Origin of the sequence: Agromyces sp. GXQ0307 (assembly GCF_044769845.1) — a bacterium.
Taxonomy (GTDB): Bacteria; Actinomycetota; Actinomycetes; order Actinomycetales; family Microbacteriaceae; genus Agromyces.
The window spans coordinates 25,979-52,203 of sequence record NZ_JBIZVY010000005.1 but is presented as its reverse complement, the minus strand read 5'-3'; the positions used below and the strand labels follow the sequence as shown (position 1 = coordinate 52,203).

22 protein-coding genes and 1 tRNA gene are annotated in these 26,225 nt (G+C 70.1%); 6 read left to right on the top strand and 17 right to left on the bottom strand.

The annotated features are described in order from the left end of the window. Positions 1–111: 111 nt before the first annotated feature. Positions 112–1,353: an extracellular solute-binding protein gene (locus tag ACIQH8_RS17085; RefSeq protein WP_401000915.1), complete on the bottom strand. Its 1,242-nt coding sequence runs from the start codon at positions 1,351–1,353 to the stop codon at positions 112–114. A 250-nt stretch (positions 1,354–1,603) separates the two neighbouring features. On the opposite strand from ACIQH8_RS17085, the gene ACIQH8_RS17080 reads away from it, so the two are divergent. Then, positions 1,604–3,289: a glycoside hydrolase family 13 protein gene (locus tag ACIQH8_RS17080; protein WP_401000912.1), complete on the top strand. Its 1,686-nt coding sequence runs from the start codon at positions 1,604–1,606 to the stop codon at positions 3,287–3,289. A gap of 367 nt (positions 3,290–3,656) precedes the next feature. Here the strand turns inward: ACIQH8_RS17080 and ACIQH8_RS17075 are convergent, their stop codons facing one another. From ACIQH8_RS17075 to ACIQH8_RS17050, 6 genes are all read right to left on the bottom strand, one after another. After that, positions 3,657–4,610 carry an endonuclease domain-containing protein gene (locus ACIQH8_RS17075; protein ID WP_401000909.1) on the bottom strand — a complete coding sequence of 318 codons (954 nt, stop codon included), beginning with the start codon at positions 4,608–4,610 and terminating at the stop codon, positions 3,657–3,659. A gap of 339 nt (positions 4,611–4,949) precedes the next feature. Next, positions 4,950–6,518, bottom strand: coding sequence for a peptidoglycan DD-metalloendopeptidase family protein (locus ACIQH8_RS17070; RefSeq protein WP_401000907.1), 1,569 nt, complete (start codon positions 6,516–6,518; stop codon positions 4,950–4,952). 1,123 nt (positions 6,519–7,641) lie between these two features. Then, the gene (locus ACIQH8_RS17065) at positions 7,642–8,475 is read right to left on the bottom strand and encodes an inositol monophosphatase family protein (RefSeq protein WP_401000904.1); all 834 of its coding nucleotides are present in this window, start codon (positions 8,473–8,475) and stop codon (positions 7,642–7,644) included. Positions 8,476–8,597: 122 nt separating this feature from the next. Further along, positions 8,598–8,682: transfer RNA gene (locus ACIQH8_RS17060), tRNA-Tyr, on the bottom strand. A gap of 120 nt (positions 8,683–8,802) precedes the next feature. After that, a complete protein-coding gene (locus ACIQH8_RS17055; protein WP_401000901.1) occupies positions 8,803–9,480 on the bottom strand; it encodes a PH domain-containing protein in 678 nt (225 codons plus the stop codon). A 10-nt stretch (positions 9,481–9,490) separates the two neighbouring features. After that, positions 9,491–9,655, bottom strand: coding sequence for a hypothetical protein (locus ACIQH8_RS17050; protein ID WP_401000898.1), 165 nt, complete (start codon positions 9,653–9,655; stop codon positions 9,491–9,493). A gap of 174 nt (positions 9,656–9,829) precedes the next feature. Between ACIQH8_RS17050 and ACIQH8_RS17045 the strand changes: the two genes are divergently transcribed. Then, positions 9,830–10,849 carry a LacI family DNA-binding transcriptional regulator gene (locus ACIQH8_RS17045; protein ID WP_401000895.1) on the top strand — a complete coding sequence of 340 codons (1,020 nt, stop codon included), beginning with the start codon at positions 9,830–9,832 and terminating at the stop codon, positions 10,847–10,849. Positions 10,850–10,966: 117 nt separating this feature from the next. Here the strand turns inward: ACIQH8_RS17045 and ACIQH8_RS17040 are convergent, their stop codons facing one another. Both ACIQH8_RS17040 and ACIQH8_RS17035 read right to left on the bottom strand, forming a co-directional pair. Next, positions 10,967–11,950 (bottom strand): hypothetical protein, encoded by a 984-nt coding sequence (locus tag ACIQH8_RS17040; protein ID WP_401000892.1) that lies wholly within the window; start codon positions 11,948–11,950, stop codon positions 10,967–10,969. A gap of 377 nt (positions 11,951–12,327) precedes the next feature. After that, a complete protein-coding gene (locus ACIQH8_RS17035) occupies positions 12,328–13,563 on the bottom strand; it encodes an ROK family protein (protein ID WP_401000889.1) in 1,236 nt (411 codons plus the stop codon). 117 nt (positions 13,564–13,680) lie between these two features. Between ACIQH8_RS17035 and ACIQH8_RS17030 the strand changes: the two genes are divergently transcribed. Then, positions 13,681–15,804, top strand: coding sequence for an alpha-galactosidase (locus ACIQH8_RS17030; RefSeq protein ID WP_401000886.1), 2,124 nt, complete (start codon positions 13,681–13,683; stop codon positions 15,802–15,804). 57 nt (positions 15,805–15,861) lie between these two features. Here the strand turns inward: ACIQH8_RS17030 and ACIQH8_RS17025 are convergent, their stop codons facing one another. Then, a complete protein-coding gene (locus ACIQH8_RS17025; RefSeq protein ID WP_401000883.1) occupies positions 15,862–17,196 on the bottom strand; it encodes an FAD-dependent oxidoreductase in 1,335 nt (444 codons plus the stop codon). Positions 17,197–17,403: 207 nt separating this feature from the next. Here ACIQH8_RS17025 and ACIQH8_RS17020 point away from each other — a divergent pair, with 207 nt between their 5' ends. Next, positions 17,404–17,892 (top strand): YajQ family cyclic di-GMP-binding protein, encoded by a 489-nt coding sequence (locus ACIQH8_RS17020; RefSeq protein ID WP_401000880.1) that lies wholly within the window; start codon positions 17,404–17,406, stop codon positions 17,890–17,892. A gap of 48 nt (positions 17,893–17,940) precedes the next feature. On the opposite strand, the gene ACIQH8_RS17015 is transcribed toward ACIQH8_RS17020, so the two are convergent. Both ACIQH8_RS17015 and ACIQH8_RS17010 read right to left on the bottom strand, forming a co-directional pair. Continuing rightward, positions 17,941–18,240: a HigA family addiction module antitoxin gene (locus tag ACIQH8_RS17015; protein WP_401000974.1), complete on the bottom strand. Its 300-nt coding sequence runs from the start codon at positions 18,238–18,240 to the stop codon at positions 17,941–17,943. 143 nt (positions 18,241–18,383) lie between these two features. Further along, the gene (locus tag ACIQH8_RS17010) at positions 18,384–19,469 is read right to left on the bottom strand and encodes an alpha/beta hydrolase (RefSeq protein ID WP_401000877.1); all 1,086 of its coding nucleotides are present in this window, start codon (positions 19,467–19,469) and stop codon (positions 18,384–18,386) included. Between the two features lie 216 nt (positions 19,470–19,685). Here ACIQH8_RS17010 and ACIQH8_RS17005 point away from each other — a divergent pair, with 216 nt between their 5' ends. Together ACIQH8_RS17005 and ACIQH8_RS17000 are read left to right on the top strand one after the other, a co-directional pair. Beyond that, positions 19,686–19,967 (top strand): hypothetical protein, encoded by a 282-nt coding sequence (locus ACIQH8_RS17005; RefSeq protein ID WP_401000874.1) that lies wholly within the window; start codon positions 19,686–19,688, stop codon positions 19,965–19,967. Next, positions 19,958–20,779 carry an HTTM domain-containing protein gene (locus tag ACIQH8_RS17000; RefSeq protein WP_401000871.1) on the top strand — a complete coding sequence of 274 codons (822 nt, stop codon included), beginning with the start codon at positions 19,958–19,960 and terminating at the stop codon, positions 20,777–20,779. Before ACIQH8_RS17005 ends, ACIQH8_RS17000 begins: the two co-directional genes overlap by 10 nt. 2 nt (positions 20,780–20,781) lie before the next feature. Here ACIQH8_RS17000 and ACIQH8_RS16995 read toward each other — a convergent pair whose 3' ends face one another. From ACIQH8_RS16995 to ACIQH8_RS16975, 5 genes are all read right to left on the bottom strand, one after another. Beyond that, positions 20,782–21,663, bottom strand: a complete 882-nt coding sequence (locus ACIQH8_RS16995) for a type II secretion system F family protein (RefSeq protein WP_401000868.1) — start codon at positions 21,661–21,663, stop codon at positions 20,782–20,784. After that, a complete protein-coding gene (locus ACIQH8_RS16990; RefSeq protein WP_401000865.1) occupies positions 21,663–22,550 on the bottom strand; it encodes a type II secretion system F family protein in 888 nt (295 codons plus the stop codon). Before ACIQH8_RS16990 ends, ACIQH8_RS16995 begins: the two co-directional genes overlap by 1 nt. Before the next feature lie 65 nt (positions 22,551–22,615). Next, positions 22,616–24,115, bottom strand: a complete 1,500-nt coding sequence (locus ACIQH8_RS16985; RefSeq protein ID WP_401000862.1) for a CpaF family protein — start codon at positions 24,113–24,115, stop codon at positions 22,616–22,618. Continuing rightward, positions 24,102–25,427, bottom strand: a complete 1,326-nt coding sequence (locus tag ACIQH8_RS16980; protein ID WP_401000859.1) for a CpaE family protein — start codon at positions 25,425–25,427, stop codon at positions 24,102–24,104. Before ACIQH8_RS16980 ends, ACIQH8_RS16985 begins: the two co-directional genes overlap by 14 nt. Beyond that, the gene (locus ACIQH8_RS16975; RefSeq protein ID WP_401000856.1) at positions 25,424–26,182 is read right to left on the bottom strand and encodes a Flp pilus assembly protein CpaB; all 759 of its coding nucleotides are present in this window, start codon (positions 26,180–26,182) and stop codon (positions 25,424–25,426) included. The genes ACIQH8_RS16980 and ACIQH8_RS16975 overlap by 4 nt, the downstream gene beginning before the upstream one ends. Between the last annotated feature and the right edge of the window lie 43 nt (positions 26,183–26,225).

Here is a 26,225-nt window from a genome sequence, read left to right as displayed (position 1 = left end):
TTGCTCTCTCGTCCGTCTCGCTCGTCGGGGCGCGCGTCGCGCCCTCGGGGATGCGAGCGGCTCCGGGCCGGATGTCGCGTGAGCGCGGCATCCGGCCCGGAGCCTCGGGCCTTACTTGGCGTCGATCGCAGCCTGGACGTCGGCGGTGAGCTTCTCCCACGTCGCCGTCGGGTCCTCGCCGTTGATGATCGAGGCCTCGGCGATGCCCCAGTACTGCCACACCGAGCCCATGGCGGGGATGGCGGGCATCGGGACGGCCTCGGCACCGACGGCCGCGAAGCCCTCGATGATCGGGTCGCTCGAGGCGGTCTCGGCGGCGGCGCTGAGCGCCGGGAGGATGTTGCCCGCCTCGAAGAGGTCGAGCTGCACGTCCTCGGTGCCGATGTAGTTCACCAGGAAGTCGTTCGCGGCGACCTTGTTCTCCGACTCGGAGGAGACGAAGAAGCCCTTGACGCCGGCGAACGGCGAGGCGGCCTCACCGGTCGGGCTGGGGACGGTGTCGATGGCGATGTTCATGCCGGCGTCGAGCGCCGAACCGACGTTCCACGGGCCGGTCAGCCAGAAGGCCGACTTGCCGTCGAGGAAGGACTGCTTGGCGATGTCACCGTCGATGTCGGTGTTGAAGACGCCGGTGCCGGTCTTGCCCTGGCTGCCGAGCCAGGTGGCGAACTCGGTGCCGCCGGCGCTGCCGAGCTGCAGGTCGGTGGGGTCGTAGCCCTCGTCGTTGGTGCCGAACACGGGGGCGCCGAACGCCGTCTGGAACGGGTAGAGGTGGTACGGGTTGCCCTCGGCGCCCTGCTCGACGACGAACGGCTGGTCGAGGCCGGCGGCCTTGCCCTTCGCGATCATGTCGTCGAAGTTCGTCGCCGGCTCGGCGACGAGGTCGGTGTTGCGGATCACGGCGATGTTCTCGACCGCGTAGGGGAGCATGTAGACGGTGCCCTCGTAGGTCGCGGCGTCGATCGCGACGGGGAGGTAGTCGGCGGCGGAGTCGCCGAGCTCGAGCGGCGCGACGACGCCGTTGGTCGAGAGCTCGCCGAGCCAGTCGTGCGCACCCATGGTGATGTCGGGGCCCTCGCCCGTCGGCACCTGCTGGATGAAGTCGTCCTTGATGGTGGCGTTGTCCTTGCCGACGATGTCGACCTCGACGCCGGTCTCCTCGGTGTAGGCCTCGGCCGCGCCCTTCAGCGCGTCGACGCGCTCGGCGTCGACCCAGACCGTCAGCGTGCCGCCCTCGGCCGATGCGCCGTTGTCCGCGTTGTCGCCGTTCCCGCCGGCGCAGCCAGCGAGACCCAGCGTCGCGACGACGGCGACAGCGCCGGCCGCGAGGAGGCTCTTCTTGTTCACCCGCATTGGTGTGCCCTTCTCAGTGTGCGTGAGATCGGCGCCTTCGCCTGGTGGGGAGTTCCGCGCACCGTGCTCGAAAGGCCGTTCTTCCGTGTGTGATTGCCCGCGATGTGATTGCAAGCGATTACAGGTATACCTGCTCGAGGTCATATTGACAACTTCGCGTTACCGGATCGATACGGGCTTGCTACACTCCCCCGGAGCGCTTGAACGTGCAAGCGCTTCCAGATTTCTGAGATTGGCTTAAGGTTTCTCCATGACTTCCGAATGGTGGCGCACCGCCGCGATCTACCAGATCTACCCCCGGTCCTTCGCCGACGCGAACGGCGACGGGATGGGCGACCTGGCCGGCATCCGCTCACGCCTTCCGGAACTCGCCGACCTCGGCGTCGACGCGATCTGGCTGTCGCCGTTCTACACATCGCCCCAGAAGGACGCCGGCTACGACGTCGCCGACTACTGCGACGTCGACCCGCGGTTCGGCACGCTCGCCGACTTCGACGACATGCTCGCCGAGGCGCACCGGCTCGGACTGAAGGTCATCGTCGACCTCGTCCCGAACCACTCGAGCGACCAGCACGTCTGGTTCCAGCAGGCGCTCGCAGCCGCGCCCGGCAGCCCGGAACGCGCCCGCTACATCTTCCGCGACGGCCGCGGCGCCGACGGCGAACTCCCGCCGAACAACTGGGAGTCGGTCTTCGGCGGCTCCATGTGGACCCGCACCACGAACCCCGACGGCACCCCCGGCCAGTGGTACCTCCACATCTTCGACAGCTCGCAGCCCGACTTCGACTGGAACCGCGAGGAGGTCCGCGAGGAGTTCCGCCGTATCCTGCGCTTCTGGCTCGACCGCGGCGTCGACGGCTTCCGCGTCGACGTGGCGCACGGCCTCATCAAGGCCGACGGCCTGCCCGACTACACCCCGCCGGCCGACGCCGGCTCGATGGGCGGCAACCAGCACGGCCTCGAGGGCGGCGTGCCGCTCGAGCCCGAGATCCACGACGAGAACGTCGGCGCGCCCTACTGGGGCCAGGAGGGCGTGCACGACGTCTACCGCGACTGGCGCCGCGTGCTCGAGGAGTACGACGGCGAGCGCATCCTCGCCGCCGAGGCCTGGGTCGACCCGCTCTCGCGCGTCGCCAAGTGGGTCCGCCCCGACGAGATGCACCAGGCGTTCAACTTCGCCTACCTCGAGACGCCGTGGGCGGCCGCGCCGCTTCGCGCCGTGATCGACCACTCGATCGCGACGTTCGGCGCCGTCGGCGCCCCGTCGACGTGGGTGCTCTCCAACCACGACGTCATCCGCCACGCCTCGCGTCTCGCCCTGAAGGCAGACAGCCTGCAGGGCCACGGCATCGGGCCGAAGAGCCCGGGGCTGCCCGACCCGGTCGTGGGTCTGCGGCGCGCACGTGCGGCGACCGCGCTGATGCTCGCCCTCCCCGGCTCGGCGTACCTCTACCAGGGCGAGGAGCTCGGCCTGCCCGAGGCCATCGACCTGCCCGACGACGCCCGCCAGGACCCGACCTGGTTCCGCACGAACGGCGAGCGCTACGGCCGAGACGGATGCCGCGTGCCGCTGCCCTGGGAGGCCGACGCGCCGGCGTACGGATTCGGCCCGACCGACGCGACGTGGCTCCCCCAGCCCGCCGAGTGGGCGTCGTACGCGCGCGACCGTCAGCGCGGCGTCGCCGGTTCGACGCTCGAGCTCTACCGCTCACTCCTCGCCGAGCGTCGTGCGCGCTCGCTCGCGACGGGCGAACTCGAGTGGCTCGACGGGTACGGCGACGACGTGCTCGCGGTCCGCAACGGCAGCGTGGTCGTCGTGGCCAACACGGGCTCCACGCCGGTCGAGCTCCCCGAGGGCGACGTGATCCTCGCGAGCGCCGACCTCGACGGCGGTCGCACGCTCCCGGGCGACACCACCGCCTGGCTCGCCGCGTAGCGCGCGCCGCGCGCCCAGCGCGCGCCTGCCGCGCGCCCCGCGCCGCGCGCCGCGCGCCCAGCGCGCCTCCCGCGCCGCGTGCCCAGCGCGCGCCTGCACCCCTCCGGACGGGCGGATGCCACGCGGCATCCGCCCACCATTGCGGGCTGCGCTGCGCACGCGACATCCGCACCCGAGTTCGCAGGATGACACGCCCGACGACCACCCCCAGGCACCCATCCCCCGCATCATCCTGCGAACTCACCCCACCCCGCCCATCCGGCACCTGCCCCGCCCCACGGCTCGGCACACATTCGCAGGATGACAGGCCCGACGACCGCCCCCAGGCACCCATCCCCCGCATCATCCTGCGAACTCACCGACCCGGTCAGACCTCCAGATGCCGCCGCGCGAGCGAGACACGCGCATCGCGCTCGTGCCGGCCCGCTCGCGCCCCCCAACGATGCTCGCCGCGCGCGATCAGCGCCAGCACGCCCTCGCGCACGGTGTCCCACTCGTGCATCACCATCGAGTAACTCAGCCGGAGCACGAGGTACCCGCGCATCGTCAGCTCGAAGTCGCGTCGCCGATCGCGCTCGAATTCGGGGCCGGTGTGGAATCCTTCGCCGTCGATCTCGATCACGAGCCGATCGCCCACGAGCACGTCGACGCGTCCCACCCCGGCGATGTGCACCTGGGTGCGATGCGCCACCCGCCGGCCGCGCAACAGGAGACGCACGATCGTCTCGGTACCGGACTGGCACCCGGCATCGGCCTGCTCGACGATTCGGCGGCGACTCGGTCCGAGCAGTTCCCGGAGCACGCCGAGATCGGCGGTCGTGAGCGCGCCCGACGCGAGGGCGGAGTCGGTCGCGATCTGCGCATCGAGCAGCGGTGCGCACGCCGACATCTCCGCGAGGGCGAGCACGATGCCGTCGCGCGCGGTCGGCAGACCGGGCACCGTGCGGTAGTGGACGCAGACGCCGTGCCTCGCACGATCGAGCGGCGCCCGACCGGCGGCCGAGGAATCGGGCGACCACAACCGGCCGGCGGTGCTCGGGACTCGGACATGCAGCATCCGGTCGTCGCGAATCCAGAGACCTTCGAGCCGAGCGACGGATGCCGCGGTGAGCGTGCCGCCGACGCGGACGGCGCGGACGACGTCGTGCGGCGCATCGGGGACCGCGAACCACCGCTCCCGCACCTGGACGAGCCTCCCGCCGCGCACCGCCGCCGCGACAGCCCGACGCGACACGCCGAGTTCGTCGAGTGCACGGTAGGGCAGCGCTCCGCCGTTCGCTCGGACGATATCGGCGGGAGCGGCGGCGGCGGAGTCGGGCATGCCCCGCAGTCTGGCGGACCGTCAGGCGAGTGCGTCGCGCCTGTGCACAGGATCCCGTGGCGGGCGCGAGTCCCTGGCGTCGAGTTCGCAGGACCAGCCGGCTCAGGCATCCTCCACGAGGAACTTCGGCCGCGTCATCCTGCATATCCCGATCGCGGGATGAGGCCGCCCGGCGCCGGCCGGGCGATGACCGCTCGAGTTCGCAGGATGAGCGCGGCGAGACCGGCCGTCAGACGCCCGAGCTGCAGCTCATCCTGCATACGCCGCCGCCGGGCACGCCGACGATGTGGGTCCCTGCGCGCAGCCGGCCCCGGCCGTGCCGCCACAGCGGATGCCGCGTCAGTTCGTGTTCGCGTAGAGCCACTCGAGCGGGTCGACCCAGTACCCGTCGATGCCGCCGATGCGGATCTCGAAGTGCAGGTGCGGACCGGTCGACATGCCCGTGTTGCCGGTGGTCCCGACGACGTCGCCGACCTCGACGGTGTCGCCGACCTCGAAGCGGCGCGAGCCGTATTCCATGTGCGCGTAGACGCTCGTGACGACCTGTCCGTCGATGACGTGGTCGATCATCATCACGACGCCGAGCGAGCCGCCGGAGTCGGTCGACTCGGACACCACGCCGTCGGCGATCGCCTGGATCTGCGCGCCGAGGCCGGGGTTGAAGTCCTGCCCGTGGTGGTCGGACGAGCACCCGTAGCAGTTGCGGTACCCGAAGCGGTCGCCGATGTGCACGCCGACGGCGAAGGGCCACTGCACCGTGCCGAGCGGGTTGTTCGTGAAGGTCGCCTCGGCACGGATGCCGGCGGCCTGCGCGTACTCCTCGATGGTCTGCGCCTGGTAGTCCTCGCGTCCGATCCCGGCGGCGAGCGTGCCGCCGGAGATGTCGACGCGCTGCCCGTCGAGGGTCGTCCCCGTGGTCTGCGACATCGCCATCGCCTGCACCTCCTCGGGGGTGAGGAGGGAGAGCGACGGCACGGATGTCGCGACGGCGAGCATCGCGACGAATCCCATGGCGACGACGCTCGCGAAGCGCGTGGTCAGTGTGCGCTTCCGCGATCGCGGCGCCGGCTTCGGGGAGGGGGAGCCGCTGTCGGCGCGCCCCTCGGGTCGTTGCGGTGCCTGACGGTCGGCCGCGGTGCGGCGACCGACCGGGGTGCGGTGAGCGGATGCCGCGGCCTCGCCGTGCCCGTCGGCGCGGGCGGCGTCGAGGCTCCCGTCGAGGTCGCGGTCCTCGCGTCGGCCCTGCCCGAACAGGTCGCTCACGTCGTTCGCGGTGATGACCGCGGGGTCGGATGCCGCGGCTCGACGGGATTCCGCCGGCAGTCCGTCGAGCCGCTGAGGTGCGCGCTCGGTGCGGCGACGGCTCTCGGGCTCGCCGGCGGGACGCGTGGGCCGCAGCTCACGGGTGGGTTCCGTGGTCGTCGGGGCGGGGCGACGCGGGTCGCGAGCACCGGTCGGGGCGCCTGCGTGGTCCGTCGGCGCGCCGGGACGTGCGGGCGTGGGCTGCGTCCGCGGCGCGCGGGCGTCGCTCGGAGCGGTGGGCTGCGGATGGCGCTGCGCGCCGGGTTGCGGCCGGCCCTGCCGCTGCGATCCCGGCTCATTCGCCGGGACCGGACCTCGCTGGGCGGCGCCGGGCCCGCCGGCCTGCGGTGCGCCCTGCCGCTGGGCGGCGCCGGTTCCGCCGGCCTGCGGCCCGCCCTGCCGCTGGGCGGCGCCGGTTCCGCCGGCCTGCGGCCCGCCCTCCCGCTGGGCGGCGCCGGGCGTCCCGGCCGATCCGCGACCGGAGTGCGATGCGTCGCTCTGGATGGGTCGGCCTCGGCGCGGGTCGTGCTGCACGCCGGGTGCGACGCTCGGCTCGGCGGAGCGGGCTCCGGCGGGCGCTGCTCCGGGCTGCGGTCGTTCGTGCACGCCGTCAACACGCGTGGCGGGCGCGGGCTGCGATGCCGGCCTGCGCTGCGGCGTCCACTCGGGCGACGGCGCTCCCGGCGCCGGCCGGCTCGGCCATGCAGCGGCGGCGGGAGCCGACGAGTGGCTGGCGGGAGCCGACGAGTGGCTGGCGGGGGCCGACGAGTGGCTCGCGGGCGCCGGTCGCCCCTCGGCCGCGGCTCGCCCGGGCGCCGACGGCTGGCCGGGCACCGACTGCGGGCCCGGCGCCGCCGGGTGGCTCGCGGCGTCCGGGCGAACCGCGGAACTCGGAGAGGTCGCGGATCGAGGCGCCATTTCCAGCCGGTCGGGGCGAAGCCCTGCGCCCGGGACATCGACCGGTCCGGCGGCCGCGCGGCGGCCCGTCCGGGGAGCGGGATTCGGCGGCGTCGGGGCGATGCCGGCCGAGCCCGCGTCGACGGGCAGACCGGTGCCGTCGGTCGAGCCGGGTGCGGATCGGCGCGTGGAAGCCGGCTCCGGTGCGGGGAGCGGGTCGCGCCGCAGGCGGCGCGACTCCGTCGGCGGAACGGGCGGGGTCGCCGGGCGGACCGCACCGGACGCCGGGACCTGGGCCCGACCGGCATCGACCGCCGCCTCGCGGCGATCGCGAGGACGCAGCGGCCCCGTGGCATCCGCTCGGCGTCTCGGCTCGTCGGCCGTTGGGCCCGCCGCGCCGGCGGCGCCCGCCGAACCCGGCCGCGACGGCAGGTACGACTCGAACGAGACGCCCCCGGACACACCGACGGCCGAGTCGCCGACCCGTCGGTCGGCCGGCTCGGCCGGTGAGGAGGTGTGGGAGCGGTCCCGCAGTTCGCGGCGCGACGGCGTGCGTTCGGACCGCACGCGGTCTCTGGTGCCTGGCGCTGAATGGTCGGGCACGAGGGGGTTCTCGGGCACGTGGGGGACTTTCGCTCGTTCGGGGGGCTGACGGGGGCTCGCGTTCTCGAGAAGGGCCGAGATCACGGATCGGTAAAGCGTAACCGGTCGAGGGGAGGATCGCCATGCCGACGCGGTATACGGAGGAGGTCATCCGGATGGCGCGCCCGAGCCTCGCACGCACCTCGCCCGGGGGCGCCGCGCGAACTCGCCGACGCGGCTCGAACCGGCCTCAGGCGCCCGCCTCCTGCAGCAGGGCGGCGAGCTCGTCGAAGAGCGGCGACGGCGCGGCGACGAGCATCCGGTCGCTCTCGGCCGCTCCGCCGAGGCCCCCGACCCGCCCGCCCGCCTCGCGCACGATGAGCGCACCGGCGGCGTGGTCCCACGGATTCAGCCCGAACTCGTAGAACGCGTCGAGCCGGCCCGCGGCGACGGCCCCGAGGTCTAGCGCAGCCGACCCGATGCGACGGATGTCGCGGATGCGCGGCAGCACGTCGACGAGTACCTTCGCCTGCTCGGCACGGCGATCGGCGGCGTACCCGAACCCGGTCGCGACGAGCGCGCGCGAGAGGTGCACGTCCTCGTTCACGCGCAGCTCGCGCTCGCCCAGGCCGTCGACGAGCCGAGCCCCGCCTCCGACGCTCGCCTCGAAGACCTCCCCCGTGACCGGGTTCACGACCACCCCGGCGAGCGCGTGCCAGTGGCCCGGGTCGGGCGGGCCGTCGACGACCGCGATGCTCACCGACCACGACGGGATGTCGTACAGCAGGTTCACCGTGCCGTCGATCGGGTCGACGACCCAGTTGAGACCGCTCGAGCCGACGTGCGTGTCGTCCTCCTCGCCGAAGATGCCGTCGTCGGGGCGCGCGTCGAGGATCATCGCGCGGATGCGCTCCTCGGTGTCGCGGTCGACGGCCGTGACGACGTCGGTCGGCGTCGACTTCGTCGCGGCCACCGAGATGCCGCGGCGGCGTTCCTCGAGCGCGGTCTGGGCGACGGTCGTCGAGATCCGGCGGGCGATGGCGAGCAGGTCGACGGATGCCGCGTCCGCGGCGTTCTGGGTCATGCCACCACGCTACGCCCGCCCCTGCGCCCGCCGTGCGGAGGTGACGCGCGAGGTCGCGGCATCCGCCCCGCCGCATCCGCTCGCCTCTACGGAAGAAGCCCCGGCGAACCGGGGCTTCCACATGGTGGCGAGTGAGGGATTCGAACCCCCGAAGTCGTAGACAGCTGATTTACAGTCAGATCCCTTTGGCCGCTTGGGTAACTCGCCGAACGCCCGACCACGTTCTTCACATGACCGGGGGCCACACAAGGATACCCGCGGTGGGCCGATGCGTGAAATCGAGGCGAGCGGCGGCCTGAGCGGCGCCGGCGGCGCGGCTGCGGGACCTCAGAGCCTCTGGATCGGGACCGTGTCGTTCGGCCCGAGACCGTCGGGCCGCTCCGCGGTCGCGGAGCCGTCGCGCGGGACCGCGCCCGTCGCCGACGCGGACTGCGCACCGGCCGCCGCGGCGGCACCGCCCGGCCCCAGCGGCGCACCGGTCGCACGGTTCACCGGCCCGCGGAGGCCGGCCCGCGCGATGACCCGCTGGATCGTGAGGTCGCGCTCGTTCGGCGATCCCACGAACCGGATCTCGTTGAGCCCCTGCCGCTGCGCCGCCGACTCGAAGATGATGTGGCCGAAGCCGAAGATGCGGCCGACGACCGGCCGGTGCACCGAGATGTCGAGGATCCGCGAGAGCGGCATGGTCGCGATGTTCTGGCTGAGGATGCCGTGCACGCGGAACACGCGCATGTTCGTGATGACGAATCGGTCCATCTGGGCCTGCAGGATGCGCCACAGGCAGTAGCACGCGAGCCCGATCGCGAGCACCGCGGGCAGCCACCACGCCTGCGGCGGCACGACGAATGCGAGCAGCAGCAGCGGTACGGATGCCACGAGCCCGAGCACCGGCGTCACGATCGCCGCCCAGTGCTTCGCGACCTCGTCGACGACGACCTCGCCCTCGTCGGCGATGAGGAACCGCTCGACGTGCGGGTCGAAGATGCTGCGGGCGTCGGAGCTCACGGGGTCTCCGTCAGGAGGCGAGCGACGTGAAGAACCGGCCGACGGATTCGGCGGCGCCCCAGACGGCGGCGAACGCACCCTGGACGGCGTTCGCGGCGTCTTCGGGCCGGGTGATCGTGTAGAACAGGGCGAACCCGACGACGAGTCCGATGGCGATGCGCTTGACCCACTTCACGGCGGTGTTCCCTTCGAGTAGAGGTGGGTTGGGCAAGCCAGGCCCCCCGAAGGCCCGCCCCGGACCCGCTCTTTTCTACCGCACGCCCGGCGGTCCGCGCACGCGCCACTCCGCGCGACGGTAGGATCGGCTGTCCCGTTCCGCGCCCAGGCGGCGGGCGTCAGCGAGGGATCCATGGTCGGCATCGAAGAGGTGGCCAAGCTCGCGGGGGTCTCCACCGCGACGGTCTCGCGCGCCCTGAGCGGCCGCGGCCACGTCTCCCCGGCGTCGAAGGCGAAGGTGGTGGATGCCGCGGCGCAGCTCGGCTACGTCGTGTCGTCGAACGCGTCGAGCCTCGCATCGGGTCGCACGCGCAATGTCGGCGTGGTGATCCCGTTCCTCAACCGGTGGTTCTTCTCGTCGGTGCTCGAGGGCGCGCAGCAGGCGCTGCTCCGGCACGGCTACGACGTGACGTTGTACAACCTGTCGGGCGACGGGCGCGAGCGGTCGAGCGTGTTCGAGCACTTCCTGCTGCGGCAGCGGGTCGACGCGGTCGTCGCGGTCTCGCTCGAGCTCACCGAGCACGAGGTGCAGCGCCTGCACGAGCTGCGCAAGCCGCTCGTCGGCGTCGGCGGGCCGATCCTGGGCGTCCGCACGCTCACGATCGACGATGCGGCGGTCGCGAGACTCGCGACGGAGCACCTCATCGCCCTCGGGCATCGCCGCATCGCCCACATCGGCGGCGACCTCGAGTTCGACCTCGACTTCCACCTGCCGACGAACCGTCGGCTCGGGTACGAGGCCGCGCTGCGCGATGCCGGCGTCGAGCCCGACCCGAGCATCTTCGCGCCGGCCGACTTCACGGTCCAGGGCGGGTACCACGCGGCCAAGCAGCTGCTCGGCGTGCCGCACGACCGGCCGACCGCGATCTTCGCCGCGTCCGACGAGATGGCGATCGGGTCGATCCTCGCCGCGCGCGACCTGGGCATGGTCGTGCCGCGCGACGTCTCGATCATCGGCATCGACGACTACGACCTCTCCGAGTTCTTCGGGCTCTCGACGGTGGCGCAGTTCCCGCGCGGCCAGGGCGAGAAGGCGGTCGAGATCCTCATGGAGCAGCTCGAGCCCGGTCCGGATGCCGCGCCTCCCGCCGCGACTCCGCTGCCGTTCGAGCTGCGCGTGCGGTCCTCCACTGCGGTGCCCCCGGAGCGCTGACGCGCCCCGCACCCCTCACCCCACACCCCGCACCCTTCATTCGAGTGCGACTTCTGCGATGGAGTGCGGCCTGCACGCGATCTCCACCGCAGAAACCGCACTCCGATGGATCGAAGATCAACGGTGAACGATCAGGTGCAGCGGCCTCCGTACCACGGGAAGGCCGACGGCGAGCAGCCGATCCCGGATCGGCTCTCGGCGCCACAGGTCGCTCCAGTCCCACCGAACGAAGCCGGCGACCTGCGATCGGATGGCGTCCTCGCGGGCCTTCTCGTCGAGGACCGCATCGGCGGCGCTCCCACCGCTCATGTACTTCCCCCTCCCGTCCGCCTCGCCGACGATGCGGTGTTCGGGCCACCAGAAGTCCAGCAGTGCATCGCGGTGAAGCTCCGGCAGCCGCATCCGATGCTGGAGCACGGGCTCCGGGAAGCCGAACTCCTCGATGACGAGCCGGCTCATCGTCTCGAGCGGACTGTCCGAATCGGTCGTCGCCCGCGACAGGGCGGCCTCGACGCGGCGACTTCCGTGGTACGGCAGGAGGCGGTCGTGTTCCGCCCGAACGGCCTCGATCGTGCTGTACGGATCAGGTGCGTTCCGCGCGCGCGAGACATGGAACGCGGCATCCAGCGCGACGAGTGCGGCCGCGAGCGGTGCATGGCGGCAGAGCTGGATGAGGCTGAACTCCATCGACGTCGTCGCGAGCCCCCCGGTGGTGATGACGGGGAGGTCGTCAGTGACACGTGCGACCCGTACGACATCGCCGCGACGGCTCCCGTACGGGTCACGGGACATGACGTGGACATGCTTCGGCCAGGCCCCGACGATCGGAAGCCGCGCGAGCGCGATCGCCGCGTACGAGGTGAAGACGGGCGTGCGCAGCGAGATCGAGACCGCCCGAACGAGGTCGCGGTATCGTGCGGCGTCGCGTTCGGGCCCGGACGCCTCGGCCTCAGCGCCTGAGGGCCTGCGATACGCCCCGGTCCGGATCCGCTCGAGGCGGCCCGCACGTGCAGCGGCGTACAACTCGCTCTCACGCCCCGCCGCGCGCATGTCGCGTGCCAGCACGAACCCGTGTGCAGCAATGGGAAATGATTCGGTCACGCGTCGATCGTGCCGTCGCGGTCACGGATGTCTCGTGCCGGCGTCCACGTCGAGGCGACGCCCACCGCCGAGCGTCCTGTGCAGGGCGGGTCAGGAGCCCCCGACCGACCGCCCCCCGTCCGACCGAGTGCCGTTTCTGCGGTGGAGTGCGCCTTCGAATGGGTCTCCACCGCAGAAATCGCACTCGAATGCGGGTGCGTGGCGGGTCAGGAGCCCGCGTCCGACCGCCCCGCGTCCGACCGAGTGCCGTTTCTGCGGTGGAGATCGCGTGCAGGCCGCACTCCATCGCAGAGGTCGCACTCGAATGCGAGGTGCGCGAGCGCGTGGGCGCGAGCACGCGGGCGCGAGCGCGAGGGCGCGAGCGCGGAGCGCGCGCGTCAGGCGGGCAGGCGGAGGCGCGCGAGCGACGCCTGGATCGCGACGGCGGCCGCGCCGCGAGCCCACGAGCCGAAGCCCGCCGCGTCGACGTGCACCTCGACCGGGGTGGCCTCGGGGTCGCGGTCCGCGGCGAGCGCGGCGCGTGCCGTGTCACCGGCGACCTCCCACAGCCCGATGCCGTCGCCCGAGAGCACGATCGCCTCGACCATCGTGAGGTTCGCGATGTACCCCATCATGCGGCCGAGCGCGCGGCCCGCGGCATCCGTCACCGATCGGGCGGCCGGATGGCCCGCCGCCGCGAGCGCGAGCACCTCGTCGTAGCCGACCTCGTGTCCGAGCGCGATGCCGACCTGCGCGCAGATGCTCGGGATCGCGAGCATCGCGGTCGAGCATCCGCGGTGGCCGTCGAGGCAGGGCGGGCCGCTGGGGTCGAGCGGCAGGTGGCCGCCGAGGCCGAGGCCCGTGTCGGGGGTCGTGACGACGCGGTCGTGCATGACGAGCCCGTAGCCGACGCCGGCGCCGACCGTCACGACGGCGAACGCGTCGTGCGCGCGAGCCGGGCCGAACCACTGCTCGGCGGTCGTGAGGGCGGTCACGTCGTTCTCGAGGTCGACCGGCACGCCGAGCCGCGCCTCGACCAGGTCCGCGAGCGGCACGTCGCGCCAGCCGAGGAACGGGGCGCGGGCGACGACCCGCTGGTCGCTGACGTTGCCGCCGATGCTGAGCCCGATGCCGGCGAGACCGGCGAGACCGGCGACACCGGCGGCACCCGCGAGATCGGCGAGATCGGATGGCGCGGCGCGCCCGTCCGCCACGGCAGCAGCGTCGGCGAGGCCGGCGCCGACGGCGGCCACGAGTTCCTCCACCACGGCGACGATCACGTCGACGACTCCGTGCACGTCGTGCCCGTCGAACCGCCGCGTCGCGTGCGCGAGCGCGGTCGCCCGCAGGTCGGTGAGCGCGCCGTACGCCGCGTCGCCGGTGAGCTTGATGCCGACGAACCGCTGCGCGTCGACGCGCACGTCGAGCGGTCGCGCCGGCCGGCCGGTGGCGCCCTGCACGGCCTCGGCGGTCTCGACGAAGAGTCCGCGGTCGAGGAACGGCTTCGACAGCCGCGTGAGGCTCGCCGGCGAGAGGCCGAGGCGCCGCCCGAGCTCGGCACGTGAGATGGGGCCGTGGATGAGCACCTCGCGGGCGACGTCGCGTGCGGAGTCGCCGAGTCCGACCTGCGTCATCGGCGCCCCCTCATCACGATTCCTTCCATCATGACACGAACCGCAACGCCTCTGCCCCCTGGATCGCAAGCCTCCGCAGTGTTTGACATCGGCTTATTTCCAGCCTAGAAATTAGTCATGCCCCGATCAGCGCCGATCCATCTCCGCAACGGCGGCACCGGCGTCGTGATCGACGCCGCCCGCGCCGCCCTCCCGACGATCGTCCATTGGGGCCCCGACCTCGGCGCGCTCACCCCCGACGACCTCGAGGCGATGGCGGTCGCCGCGCTCCCCCAGCGCGTCTCCGGCAACCTCGACCGTCCGGCAGCCCTCACGCTCATCCCCCAGGAGTCGGAGGGCTGGCTTGGCACCCCCGGTCTCGCGGGGCACCGCGGCGGCCGCGCCTTCTCGACGAGGCTCGCGACCGAGACCGTCGACGTCGACGGCGCATCGGCCGTGATCAGGGCGACGGATGCCGCGGCCGGCCTCGCCGCGACGATCGAGTTGCGCGTGACCGACTCCGGCCTCTTCCGCCAGCGCATCACGCTCGAGAACCTCGCACCAGAGCCGTACGCCGTCGTGGCGCTCGCGCCGACCTTCCCGGTCCCGCAGACCGCCGACGAACTGCTCGACACGACGGGTCGCCATCTCCGCGAGCGCAGCCCGCAGCGCCATTCGTTCACGATCGGCACGCACCTCCGCGAGAGCCGGCGCGGCCGGCCGGGTTCCGACGCCAGCCTCCTCCTCGCCGCCGGCCGCACGGGCTTCGGCTTCGAACGCGGTCTCGTGCATGCCGTGCACACCGCGTGGAGCGGCAATCACCGCCTGCTCGCCGAGCGCACCCCGACCGGCGAGGCGTTCCTCACCGCGGGCGAGCTGCTCGCACCCGGCGAGATCGAACTCGCCGAGGGCGAGTCGTACACGACGCCCTGGGCGATCGGCTCGTGGGGCGACGGCCTCAACGAGCTGTCGAGGCGGTTCCACGACGAGCTCCGCGCCCGGCCGCAGCATCCGCGCCGCCCCCGCCCGGTCACCCTCAACACCTGGGAGGCGGTGTACTTCGAGCACGACCTCGACACGCTGAGCGAGCTGGCCGAGCGCGCCGCGCGCGTCGGCGTCGAGCGGTTCGTGCTCGACGACGGCTGGTTCCGCGGCCGCCGCGACGACACCGCCGGGCTCGGCGACTGGTTCGTCGACGAGGGCGTCTGGCCCCACGGGCTCGGCCCGCTGATCGACCGCGTCCGCGGGCTCGGCATGGAGTTCGGCCTCTGGGTCGAGCCCGAGATGGTCAACCTCGACAGCGACCTCTCGCGCGAGCACCCCGACTGGATCCTCCGCGGCCGCGACGACCTGCCCGTGCCGGCCCGGCAGCAGCACGTGCTCGACCTCGCCAACGAGGATGCCTGGCAGTACCTGCTCGACCGACTCGACGCGCTGCTCGCCGAGTACGACATCGCGTACCTGAAGTGGGACCACAACCGCGACCTGCTCGAGGCCGGCGCCGCCGACACCGGCCGGCCCCGCGGGCACGAGAACGTGCTCGCCCTCTACCGACTTCTCGCTGCCCTGAAGCGCCGCCACCCGGGCCTCGAGATCGAGTCGTGCGCGTCGGGCGGCTCGCGCGTCGACCTCGGCATCCTCGAGCACACCGACCGCATCTGGACCTCCGACACCCTCGACCCGATCGAGCGCCTCCAGATCCAGAAGTACACCGGGCTCCTCGTGCCGACCGAGCTCATGGGCGCGCACCTCACGAGCCCGGAGGTCCACTCCACCGGTCGCTCGGTGAGCCTCGACCTCAGCGCCGGCGTCGCGATGCTCGGCCACTTCGGCATCGAGTGGAACCTCACCGACCTCGACGACGCGGGCCTCGCGTCCGTCGCCCACTGGGTCGCGCGCCACAAGCGCCACCGCGACCTGATCCACTCGGGCGTCCTCGTCCATGCCGACACGACGGATGCCGCGACCGACGTCCGCGGCGTGGTCGCCCGCGACGCGACATCCGCTCTCTTCACGTTCGCGCAGGTGACCACCGGCGTGACGCTTCCGCCCGGCCGGTTCACGCTTCCCGGTCTCGACCCCGACCGCCGGTACACCGTGCGCATCGCGGCCGGCAGCCCGGCCGACGGGCCCGGGCAGTCGCCGCTGCCCTGGGCCGAGCAGGCCGTCACCATGACCGGCCGCCAACTCGGCACCGTGGGCCTCCAGGCCCCGGTGCTCTTCCCCGCGCAGCTCGTGCTGCTCGAACTCACCTCCGCCTGACCGCCGCACGTCCATCCCGAGATCGCACGCTGAGCGGAGCCGGCGCGGGATGCGTGCTCAGGCGCCGCGGAGGTCGGCGAGCACCGCCCGGGCGACGCGGTCGCCCGACACGAGCGCGCCCTGGATCGACGCCGTGTTGCGGTGGTCTCCCGCCACGTAGACGCCGTCGCGGAGGCGCGCCGGCGTGGTCGTCCGCAACGGCGGCGGCTGCGCCGGCAGTGCGTCGGGCAGGTCGTCGCGTCGCAGCAACGGCCAGGCGGATGCCTCGGTGCCCCAGATCTCGGAGAGATGCCGGCGCACGTCCTGCTCCGTCGGAGCGGCGGCCGCGTCGCTCCGAGCGGCTGCCGGCAGCAGGCAGGTCGCCTCGACGAGATGCCGACCGGATGGCGCGTACGAGGGCGCCGCGTTCGAGATCACGACGGTGTTCACGACGGGCCCGCGGCGACGCCCGTCGACGGCGATCGTCGCGGAGGTCGTCGGCGCGACATCCGGTGCGAACCACCAGGTCTGCAGGCCCCTCGTGACGGGACGCGGCACGCCGGCGAGGTCGGCGACGGCATCCGGCCCCACCGCGACCACGACCGCTGCGGCGCGAAGCGAGCCGGCGCCGACGACGTCGACCTCGACGCGCCTCGCACCCGTCGTCGACGGGCCGGCGGCCGCCGGGGCGGCGGCACCCGACGGGCCGGCGCCCGCGCGCAGCCGCTGCACCCTCGCCTCGAGCCGGATTTCGGCGCCCGCCGCACGCGCCGCGTCGGCGAGCTGCGCCGGGAGCGCCGCGATACCGCGTTCGGGTACGCCGGGCGAGCCGAGCGCGAACATCCGCACGAGCAGTCGCACGAAGCTGTCGGAGGTGCTGCCGTCGTCGCACGCGAGCACACCGGCGAGGAACGGCTCGAGCACCTCGGTGCGGAGCGGTCCGCGCAGTCCGGCGCGATCCCAGCCGTCGCGCAGCGCACGGTCGGGTCCGCCGATGATCCGCCGCGGTCGCAGCAGGGCGGGGAGCGCCCACCGGGCCAGCCCGAGCAGATCGCCCGGCCGAACGAGTCCGCTCGCGAGCGTCGCGGGGATCCGGGTCGGATGCCGTCGCGGATCGGCGAGTTCGACCGTGCGCTCCTCGCGACGCACCCGCACGCCCGCCGGGAATCGCTGCAACCCGAGCGCCGCGACATCCGCCCACCGCTTCACCGCCGGGTATGCGGGATTCAGCACCTGGAAGCCGCGATCGAGCAGGAAGCCGTCCACCTCGTCGGTGCGCTGGCGCCCGCCGACCCGGTCGTCGGCCTCGAGCACCACGACGTGATGGCCCGACCCGGCGAGCCGCGTCGCGCAGCGGAGCCCGGCGAGCCCCGCACCCACGACGATCACGTCGGCGTCGGGATCACGTGGCATCGGGGCCTCCTCGCGGGTCGGTTCCATGATGCCTCGCGTGCCCGCCGCACGCCCGCTCCGTGCCCGCCGCGCTCCATGCCCGCCGCACGAGTGCCGTTTCTGCGATCGAGTGCGCGGTGAACGGGGACTCCACCGCAGAAACCGCACTCGGTTCGCGCGGACCGCCACCCCGTGGCATCCGCTCGGCCCCTCGCTAGACTGGCGCGCATGGCTGATTCGACGTTCGACATCGTGAGCAAGGTCGACAAGATGGAGGCGGAGAACGCCGTCAACCAGGCCCGCAAGGAGGTCGAGCAGCGCTACGACTTCAAGGGCGTGGGCGCGTCGGTCGAGTGGTCGGGCGAGAAGATCCTGCTGAAGGCCTCGACCGACGAGCGCGTGAAGGCGGTGCTCGATGTCGTGCAGTCGAAGTTCATCAAGCGCGGCATCTCGCTGAAGTCGCTCGATTCGGGCGAGCCCTACCCGTCGGGCAAGGAGTTCCGCATCGAGATCGCCCTGAAGAACGGCATCGACCAGGAGCACGCGAAGAAGATCGGCAAGCTCATCCGCGACGAGGCGCCGAAGTCGGTGAAGTCGCAGATCCAGGGCGACGAGCTGCGCGTCTCGTCGAAGAGCCGCGACGACCTGCAGGAGACCATCCGCCTGCTGAAGGCCGCCGACCTCGACGTCGACCTCCAGTTCGTCAACTTCCGCTGACGCCCGCCTCCCGGTTCCAGGGCGAGCGGATGCCGCGCCGCGGCGTCTTCACGCGCTGGCGACGAGTGGCGTGATCGCGTCCAGTTCGCTTTGATGCGCAGTTCGCTCGACGTCGAGGTCGTACCGATTCTGGAGGTTGAGCCAGAACCGTTCGCTCGTCCCGAGCGCGCGAGAGAGCCTCAGCGCTGTATCGGGCGTGATGGCCCGCTTGCCGTGGACGATCTCGTTGATCCGCCGGGGCGGAACTCCGACGGTGAGCGCGAGACGGTATTGGCTGATCCCGAGGGGCCCGAGGAACTCCTCGAGCAGGATCTCTCCTGGGTGGATGGGGTCGTGTGCGGTCGTCATCACGTGTACCTCCTCCCGCGTCGAGGATCTCGATTCCAGCGAGACAAGGACCTCACCGATACGGACGTCACGTCGTCGAATCTGACGACCGGAATGTCACCAATTTGACGACTGCCGCGTCTTCAAGTTGACCACTGAGGGTCTCACCCGCGCGGCCTGTACCCCTGCAACCACCGCGTGACCGCCGCATACGCCGCCGCCCGCGCCGGCTCCCGCGACAGGAACACGTCGTGCAGCGCCCCGTCGATGCGCGCAACCGTGACGTTCGGCCCGAGCTTCAGCGACTGGCGCGCGATCTCGTCGACGACGAGCACGATGTCCGACGTGAGCATCGCGTCATCCCACGTCGCCTGCAGCACCGACCGCCCGGAGACGAGCGTCAGCACGGGCGCCCCCACGTCGATGCCGGCGGCGACGGTCGCGTGCCCCGCGAGGATCGCGGTCAGCCAGGCCGGATGCGTGCGGAACCCGCGGTCGGGCCGCCACGCGTGGTCGTACTCCCACTCGCCGTCGAGCTCCTTCGCGACCGACCGCGCGTAGTACCCGAGGTCGACGTTCGGCAGCGGCCCCATGGGCGCGAGCCGCGCCCGGAACCCGATCATCGGCTGGATCGCCTGCCGCCCGATCCCGCTCAGCTGGAACTCCAGCCACGGACTGTTCAGCACGATCGCGCTCGCGCGCCCCGGGTTGCGCGCCGCCCAGAGGCTGAGCGTGAGCCCACCGGTCGAGTGCCCGACCAGAATCAACGGCCGAGCGGATGCCTCCGACCCACCCTCGCGCGCGATGACCTCGAGCGCGGCCTCGAGGTCATCGTCGTAGGTGGCGAGATCGGTGACGTATCCGGGAGTCTGCCACTCCCGCAGGCTCCGCCCGTACTTCCGCAGGTCGAGCGCGTAGAACCGTGCGCCGGCGTTGCTCCAGAACCGCGCGAGTTCGGGGTTGAAGAAGTAGTCGCTCCACCCGTGCACGTACAGCACGTCGCATCCGGATGCCGCGGGGGTCGGCTGCGGTTCCGGCTCGCGTTCCCACGGCCAGCGCCACCGGCGGCGAGCGGATGTCGCGGGCTCGCCCTCGTCGTCGGTGACATGTCGAACGAGCGTCGCGACGACCTCGCCCTCGTCGTCAGCCTCGAGCGCAAGCGTCAGCTGCTCGAACCCGGGCCCGAGCACGTCGGGCCGCCATGTTTGTGTTCCAAACAGCGATCGCTCCACGCCCCCGTCGCCCGCCATGTCGACAGCCTAGGCACGTCGGATGATCGGCCGCATTCGACGGATTCGTCGCCCATACGTTCGCTCCGGACTCCCGATGCCGGCCAGGATCGGGCCCGGTGCGTTTGCGTCCAGGAGCACGCCACCTAAGGTGGGCATGTGCACGCTCGCCCCCTAGCCGCGACAGCGCGCCAGACGGTACGACATCCCCGAAGGCTGGTTGTCGCGATAGCCGTCGTGATCGCGCTGCAGATCATCGTTCCAACGATCGCATTCATTCCGGCGCCTCCCCAGCGGTTCAGCTTCCAGATGTACTCGGCTCGAGGTGGCATCGAGGTAACCGTGATCGACGATCAAGGGGGGGAGCGTCCGTTCGATGCGGAACCTCTCGTGGGCCAGCTTCGACCCGAGATCGATTGGAGCCGGACACTTCCCGAGCAAGTCTGCGCCAGCGAAGAGGGACTCGCCGCCGTCAAGATCACGCAGTTCGAGATGGTAAGGATCGTCGAATGCGCTTGATCGAGCTCCAAGTCGATCCTCGCCCAGTCGCGATCGCGCGGATGGGAATCGGCGTCGCCACCGTGCTCATGTCCCTTGAGGCATTCGAGATCCTCGAACGCATCTCCTCCGGGCGGCTTGCGGCCCCAGTGTTCTCTGAGGCACCGGCGATCGGACTAGCGCCTCTCATCATCCTCACGGTCCTTCAGATCTCAGCCGGTAGCGCCGTGGCGCTTGGCTGGAGGACTGAGATGGCCGCCGGTTTGTCCGTGCTGCTGAGCTTCGTCACGTTCCTGGCCGACCAGCAGACTTACAGCAATCACCGGCTGCTCGTGACGCTGCTGCTCACGTATCTCCTCTTCGCCAAGGCAGGCATCGCCTGGTCAATACGTCCAGCACCGGAGGCGCGATTCGTGCCGTTCTGGCCCCAGCTACTGATGATGACGCAGCTGTCCGCCGTCTATCTCTTCTCGGCGATCAGCAAGATAAACCCGACCTTCGCCTCGGGAAGACCGCTCGCCACCTGGGTGTGGATCACACTACCGTGGCAGGCCTACACGATCGCGGCGATCATGACGATCCTCGTCGAGATCGTCATCGCAATCGGGCTCTGGTTCTCGGCCACCCGTCGTGTGGCCGCGCTGCTGGGTGTCGGGCTTCACCTGTCGATCGTGATTCTCATGGACCACGAGACGCTCGCACTCGTTGCTTTCGCCGTCGCGTGTCTGTCGCTCTATCCGCTATACCTTACGCGACCGACGCTCACCGCACGGCACCGGCGAGCCGGAGTTTCCCGGAGGACTGGCTCGAACGAGGAGCGTCACCGCGCGTAGTTTCAGAGCGTATCGATGCCGGTGAACGTCTCGATCATGCCAAGCGCGGCGGGTGTCAGCAGCACGATGAAGAGAACGGGCAGCAGGCAGAAGACCAAAGGGAAGATGATCTTCACAGTCACCTTCATCGCCTGTTCCTCCGCCCGCTGACGACGCTTCAATCGCATTTCGCCGGCCTGCACACGAAGGACATCTCCGATCGCAACCCCGTAGGCGTCCGCCTGGATCACTGCTCGGATGAATCGCCGCAAATCCTCTTGGCTCGTTCTGCCCTCGAGTTCGGTGAACGCGTCCCGTCTGCTGCGACCGATACTCATGTCCTGAAGTACACGGATCAGTTCCTCGGCCAGCGGACCCTTGCTGTTTCGCGCTGCCTTCGCCATCGCCGCATCGAATCCGAGGCCGGCCTCCACGGCGATGGTCATCTGGTCCAAGGTGTCGGGCAGCGAGTACTTGATCGCCTGCTGACGATCGTGAGCACGGCTGTTGATCATCACATCGGGGAGGAAGAACAGAAGAACGGTTCCTGCGATGACGAGCAGGACCTTGAGCGCGTTCGGCCCGCCACTGAAGATGAACATTGTCCCGAAGACCACGCCGAACAGCGCCAGAATGATCTTCCACGTGACGATTCTCTGTACTGTCCATCCGATCGGCCGCCCGGCGAACACGACCTGCTTCTCGATCCAGCCCACATAGCCACGTGGAGCTGCGGCGATGATCGTGGCGCTGAAGCTCGACTGTTGAACCGGCCCGATCGCCGAAGTCGACTCCGACGACGGCTCGGCGGCCGACTTGCGCGACGGGAAGAGGAAGAACACAAGGAGACCGAGCGATACAGCGGTGACCGCGATCGCGATATAGGCAACTGCCGCGGGCGCCATCAGAACTTCACCTTCACGGCGAACGAAACCCAGATCGCGCCAAGTATCAGGAGCAAGATCGCGACGATGAGCGCGATGATGCCGATCGGATTGGTGAAGAAGACTGTGACGTAATTCGGCTGCACCAAGGCGAGAAACAGGAATACGGCGATCGGCAGGGTCACGAGCACGACAGCGGACAGTCGACCCTCAGCGCTCAGCGCTCGAACTTGGCGACGGATCTCGTTGCGCTGTCGAATCGTCTTGCCAACTTGGTCGAGTACTTCGGCGAGGTTGCCACCGGTCTCTTGGTTGATCGCGATCGCTTGCGCCACCCATTCGAAGTCGGGGCTTTGCATTCGCTGTGCTGTCACGGCCATGGACTCCGCAAGGTTCCGACCAAGACGAGTCTCATTCACGACGCGAGCGAGTTCCTCGCTGGTCGGTGCCTCGGCATCGTTCGCAACCGCCGCCACCGTGCGCGATAACCCATGACCCGCGCGCAAGCCACCAGCCATCAGCTGCACGGTGTCGTCGACCTGATCGGAGAACCGCGCGCGCCGGCGAGCCGTCCGGTTGATAAGCACGAGCTTCGCTCCGATGGGCGCGAAGAGCGCGAACACGAGCCCCCAGAGCAGAGAAGTCCCGCTGGCGAAGCCGAGGAGCACTCCGACCAATGCGAGCACGCTCGCCGACGACGCAACCATGATGAGGAACGCACTCGGCTCCGACTTGACTCCTGCCAGTTCGAGCTCTTCAGGGCCGAAAAATCGGCGCGTGCGCCGGGATGTGGCGCTATCGATCACCTCGGTGGTGCGTTGCGTGATGCGGGATAGCGCAGAAACGTACTCCACTCCAGGGGCGCGACGTCGCTCGGCCGCAACTCGCGGTGCCGGCGGTGCGATCACGAAGAGAACGAGAGCGAGTGCCGCAAGGAGGCATACGCTGATTCCTGCGACCAAGGCTCCCGGGTTCACCGGATCTCCCCGAGCATGCCACGCAGATCTGGCTGGAAGACGGAGATCGGGAGCGGAATACCGTGATCCGCAATGCGTTCCGCGAACCGGGGCCGTACTCCCGTAGGTTCGATCCGTCCGCGGAGCCCCCCATCCTCGTCGAATCCCGCCGAGTAGTCGAAGGTGAAGGCGTCCTGGAGGGTGATGATGTCCCCCTCCATCCCATGGACTTCAGTCACGTGCGTCACGCGACGAACGCCATCCTTGTGGCGCGTGATCTGGACGATGAGGTCGATCGCGGATGATATCTGCTCGCGGATCGCACGCAGTGGCAGATCCATTCCTGCCATGAGGACGAGCGTTTCCATTCGGCTTATCGCGTCGCGAGGAGAGTTCGCGTGCAGTGTCGAGATGGAGCCCTCATGACCGGTGTTCATCGCCTGGAGCATGTCCAAGCTCTCCGCACCGCGGACCTCGCCGACGACGATCCGGTCAGGGCGCATGCGGAGGGAGTTCCGGACCAGGTCGCGGATCGTGATCTCTCCACGACCTTCGATGTTCGGCGGCCTCGACTCGAGGCGTACGACGTGATCCTGCTGGAGCTGGAGTTCGACTGCGTCCTCGATAGTGATGATGCGCTCGTCTACCGGGATGAAGGCTGAGAGCACGTTGAGCATTGTCGTCTTTCCGGTACCAGTACCTCCGGAGACAAGAATGTTCAGCTTGGCGCGGACTGCGGCGTCCAGCACCGTGGCGACTTCGCGCGTGAGGGTGCCGAACCGAACGAGATCTTCAACCGTGTACGGTGTGCCGGCGAACTTGCGGATTGTGAGTGAGGAGCCGTTCACCGCCAACGGGGGGATGATGGCGTTCACTCGGGATCCATCTTCGAGCCGCGCGTCGACAAGGGGGGACGACTCATCGATTCGGCGACCGACTCGGGAGACGATGCGTTCGATTACCCGACGCAACTGGGGCTCGCCAGTAAACCGGTGCGCTGTCTCCATCAAACGACCGTTTCGTTCCACGTACAGCTGGTCGTGCCGATTTACCATGATCTCAGTCACGGTCGGATCCTCGAGAAGTGGCTCGAGAGGGCCATAGCCGAGAACGTCGGCGCCGATGTCGTCGATCAGTCGGTTGCGCTCCGCAGTCGTCAGCGCAAGCTGCTCGCCCGCGACGATCTCGGCGAGTTCCGCGCGAGCGAGGGCATGGAGCTGTTCTTCTGTCAGGCTCGCGTCGTTCAACCGCGATCCGATCCGGACGAAGAGCTCCTGAGCAGCCTTCTCCTTGACGGAGGCCAACGGATCCACGGTGGGCGGCGGCCGGAGCTGGCTCGTCGTTGCGGCAAGTGGAGGAATGGAAACCCGAGGCTCGATGCTCGGGGTGTCCTGCTGCTCTGACGTCGAGTCGACGTGGACGGGCTCCGGATCGACAACGACGTTCGTCTGAGCGGGCGCCGACGCCGACGGCATCTGCGTGTTGCGGAGGGCATTCAGCCGATCATTCAGTCCCATTTGATCGCCACCTTCTCTGGATCTTGGTGCGCTTCGGGTACGCCTCGGGAGCGATTCTCATGACGACCGAGCGAACGGCCCGCGCCGCGGGGTCACGTACATCGTCATGGATGAGGGGGATTCCGCGGTTGCTCGCCAGGAGCACGGCTGACGACTTGGGGACGGCGACATCGACCGGTGCGCCGACCAGCGCCTCCGAATCCTTGACGGTCAGTCCGCTCATCTTGTCGACTTGATTCAACACGAAGTGCCGATTGCTCGGCATGAGCCCCAACGTCGTGAGTAGCTGGAATTCGGTGCGCATCGCCCGGAGGCTGGCAACGCTCATGTTGCTGACGAACACGGCATCGGTCACGTGCTCGACTACCGCGAGCGTGTGGTCGCCGAGGCCCGGTGTCGTGTCCACCACGACATACCGGAAGGTTTCGCGCAGCCGCTCGATCAGATGCCCGAGAGCATCGCTCGCCACAGCATCGCCCAGTTCAGGAGAAGGTGCGCTGGCGACGACGAAGAAGCCATCAGAATGGTGAGTGAGTGCTGTCTTCAGGACGAGTTCGTCCTGAGCGCTGTCGGCGACGGCATCCACGATAGTTCGCTCGGGTGTGAGGTTCAGCGCCGCCGTGATGTCCCCGAACTGGAGGTCGGCATCGACGAGCACCACGGAGTTCGGCGCGACCTCCGCAAGTCCCGTTGCCAGATTCACGGCGATCGTCGTCTTCCCCTGACCGCCCTTGGGCGCGACGACTCCGATCGCCTCGGATGGTACGCCGCTCTCAAGCGGCGGAAATTCCCACTCGAAAGGCTGCGACTCCGAACCTGCTTCAACCTGGTCGGCTTCGTTGAGCGGCTCAGCGTCCGGGCTACCATGCACGAGAGCAGCGATCACCTCGCCCACTTCGCTCGCCGGCGGCTCTTCGAAGTCCTCAGGCACGGCGCGGCCGTTCGAGACAAGCCAACCGGAGAGACGGTCGAGAAGCTCGGTCGTCGTGGAGTCTGCGGCGTGCGGACTCAGCACAGCGTGCAGGGGCAGGTCATCCACCCAGTCCTCGAGGTCCGTGCGCTGCTCTCGCACGACGATCAACCCAATTTCCGGGTACCGCTGGGTGAGTTCACCGACCAGTCCGCGAGTCTCTTCGAAGTTGAGGACAGGCCCGAGGAGCGCAATTCGAGGTTGGTGATGCACACGTTCGACAACGGTTTGAGGGCCGAGCATGAGGAATTCACCGGGTACGACGGCAAGCCGACTGCCGAGTAGCGACCTCAGGCGGGTCTCGTACTCGGCAGAGCGACTGATCAGCAAGAAGGGCTTCACTGCCAGGCATTGCTTCCGTCGACGGCGCCGGCACCGCTGTTGTCGGTCAACTCGTTCTCGAGCGTGAGCCACATCTGCGCATATTGAGCGGCCTCCCCCTCCGTGAACCAGACCCAACGCACGACATCGGGGGCAGAAAGCGCGATCGTCAACATGATGTTGTCGCCGGATCCCTGGTCCTGTGCCTCGCCGGTCTCCGGGTCGACGGCCACAACGCCTTGCACCTTCGTGACCAGAACCCCGTGGAAGGCGAACTGCGAGATCGGATTGACGACGTCTTCGGCGTCGCCTACTTCATCGGGATCGACCGTCCCCACGAGCCCGATCCGGTCACCGGCGCGGACCTGCCCACCGACGACTCGGTCAGCCGGGAGCGTGAACGAGAGCAGCTGCATTCCCTCCGGGACCGGCACATCTCCTCGCGCCGCGAGCTCGTCCGGGTCAACGAACCGCGTGACAAGCAGCTGTTCCCCGGGGAGGAGGTCGGCATCGGCGACCAGCCCAGCCAAATCGTCGAGGTCGGTGACCGCGCCCTCAGCCAGGTTGCGCTGGAGGACGGTGTCGACTCTCACGAACTCCGCGACGTTCTCACCCGCGGTACCTTCGGGGATCGACTGCTGGACAACGTATGCGTCCACCAGTTCCGCGCCCTCAGCCGCCCGGAGGTCGGCCCCCCGAACATAGCTGACCAGCACGAAGGCGCCGACCACGGCCAGGATGAGGGCGACGATCGCGCCGATGATGCGGGTCTTCATTCGGGTCCTTGCGAGTTTGGGGGCGTATAGGGCTTGGGGCGGT

Bases quoted from the DNA above. Each gene is read 5' to 3' on its own strand.
- ACIQH8_RS17085 (WP_401000915.1), bottom strand. From the start codon at position 1,353: ATGCGGGTGAACAAGAAGAGCCTCCTCGCGGCCGGCGCTGTCGCCGTC.
- ACIQH8_RS17080 (WP_401000912.1), top strand. From the start codon at position 1,604: ATGACTTCCGAATGGTGGCGCACCGCCGCGATCTACCAGATCTACCCC.
- ACIQH8_RS17075 (WP_401000909.1), bottom strand. From the start codon at position 4,610: ATGCCCGACTCCGCCGCCGCCGCTCCCGCCGATATCGTCCGAGCGAAC.
- ACIQH8_RS17065 (WP_401000904.1), bottom strand. From the start codon at position 8,475: ATGACCCAGAACGCCGCGGACGCGGCATCCGTCGACCTGCTCGCCATC.
- ACIQH8_RS17045 (WP_401000895.1), top strand. From the start codon at position 9,830: ATGGTCGGCATCGAAGAGGTGGCCAAGCTCGCGGGGGTCTCCACCGCG.
- ACIQH8_RS17035 (WP_401000889.1), bottom strand. From the start codon at position 13,563: ATGACGCAGGTCGGACTCGGCGACTCCGCACGCGACGTCGCCCGCGAG.
- ACIQH8_RS17030 (WP_401000886.1), top strand. From the start codon at position 13,681: ATGCCCCGATCAGCGCCGATCCATCTCCGCAACGGCGGCACCGGCGTC.
- ACIQH8_RS17025 (WP_401000883.1), bottom strand. From the start codon at position 17,196: ATGCCACGTGATCCCGACGCCGACGTGATCGTCGTGGGTGCGGGGCTC.
- ACIQH8_RS17020 (WP_401000880.1), top strand. From the start codon at position 17,404: ATGGCTGATTCGACGTTCGACATCGTGAGCAAGGTCGACAAGATGGAG.
- ACIQH8_RS17015 (WP_401000974.1), bottom strand. From the start codon at position 18,240: ATGACGACCGCACACGACCCCATCCACCCAGGAGAGATCCTGCTCGAG.
- ACIQH8_RS17010 (WP_401000877.1), bottom strand. From the start codon at position 19,469: ATGGCGGGCGACGGGGGCGTGGAGCGATCGCTGTTTGGAACACAAACA.
- ACIQH8_RS17000 (WP_401000871.1), top strand. From the start codon at position 19,958: ATGCGCTTGATCGAGCTCCAAGTCGATCCTCGCCCAGTCGCGATCGCG.
- ACIQH8_RS16995 (WP_401000868.1), bottom strand. From the start codon at position 21,663: ATGGCGCCCGCGGCAGTTGCCTATATCGCGATCGCGGTCACCGCTGTA.
- ACIQH8_RS16985 (WP_401000862.1), bottom strand. From the start codon at position 24,115: ATGGGACTGAATGATCGGCTGAATGCCCTCCGCAACACGCAGATGCCG.
- ACIQH8_RS16975 (WP_401000856.1), bottom strand. From the start codon at position 26,182: ATGAAGACCCGCATCATCGGCGCGATCGTCGCCCTCATCCTGGCCGTG.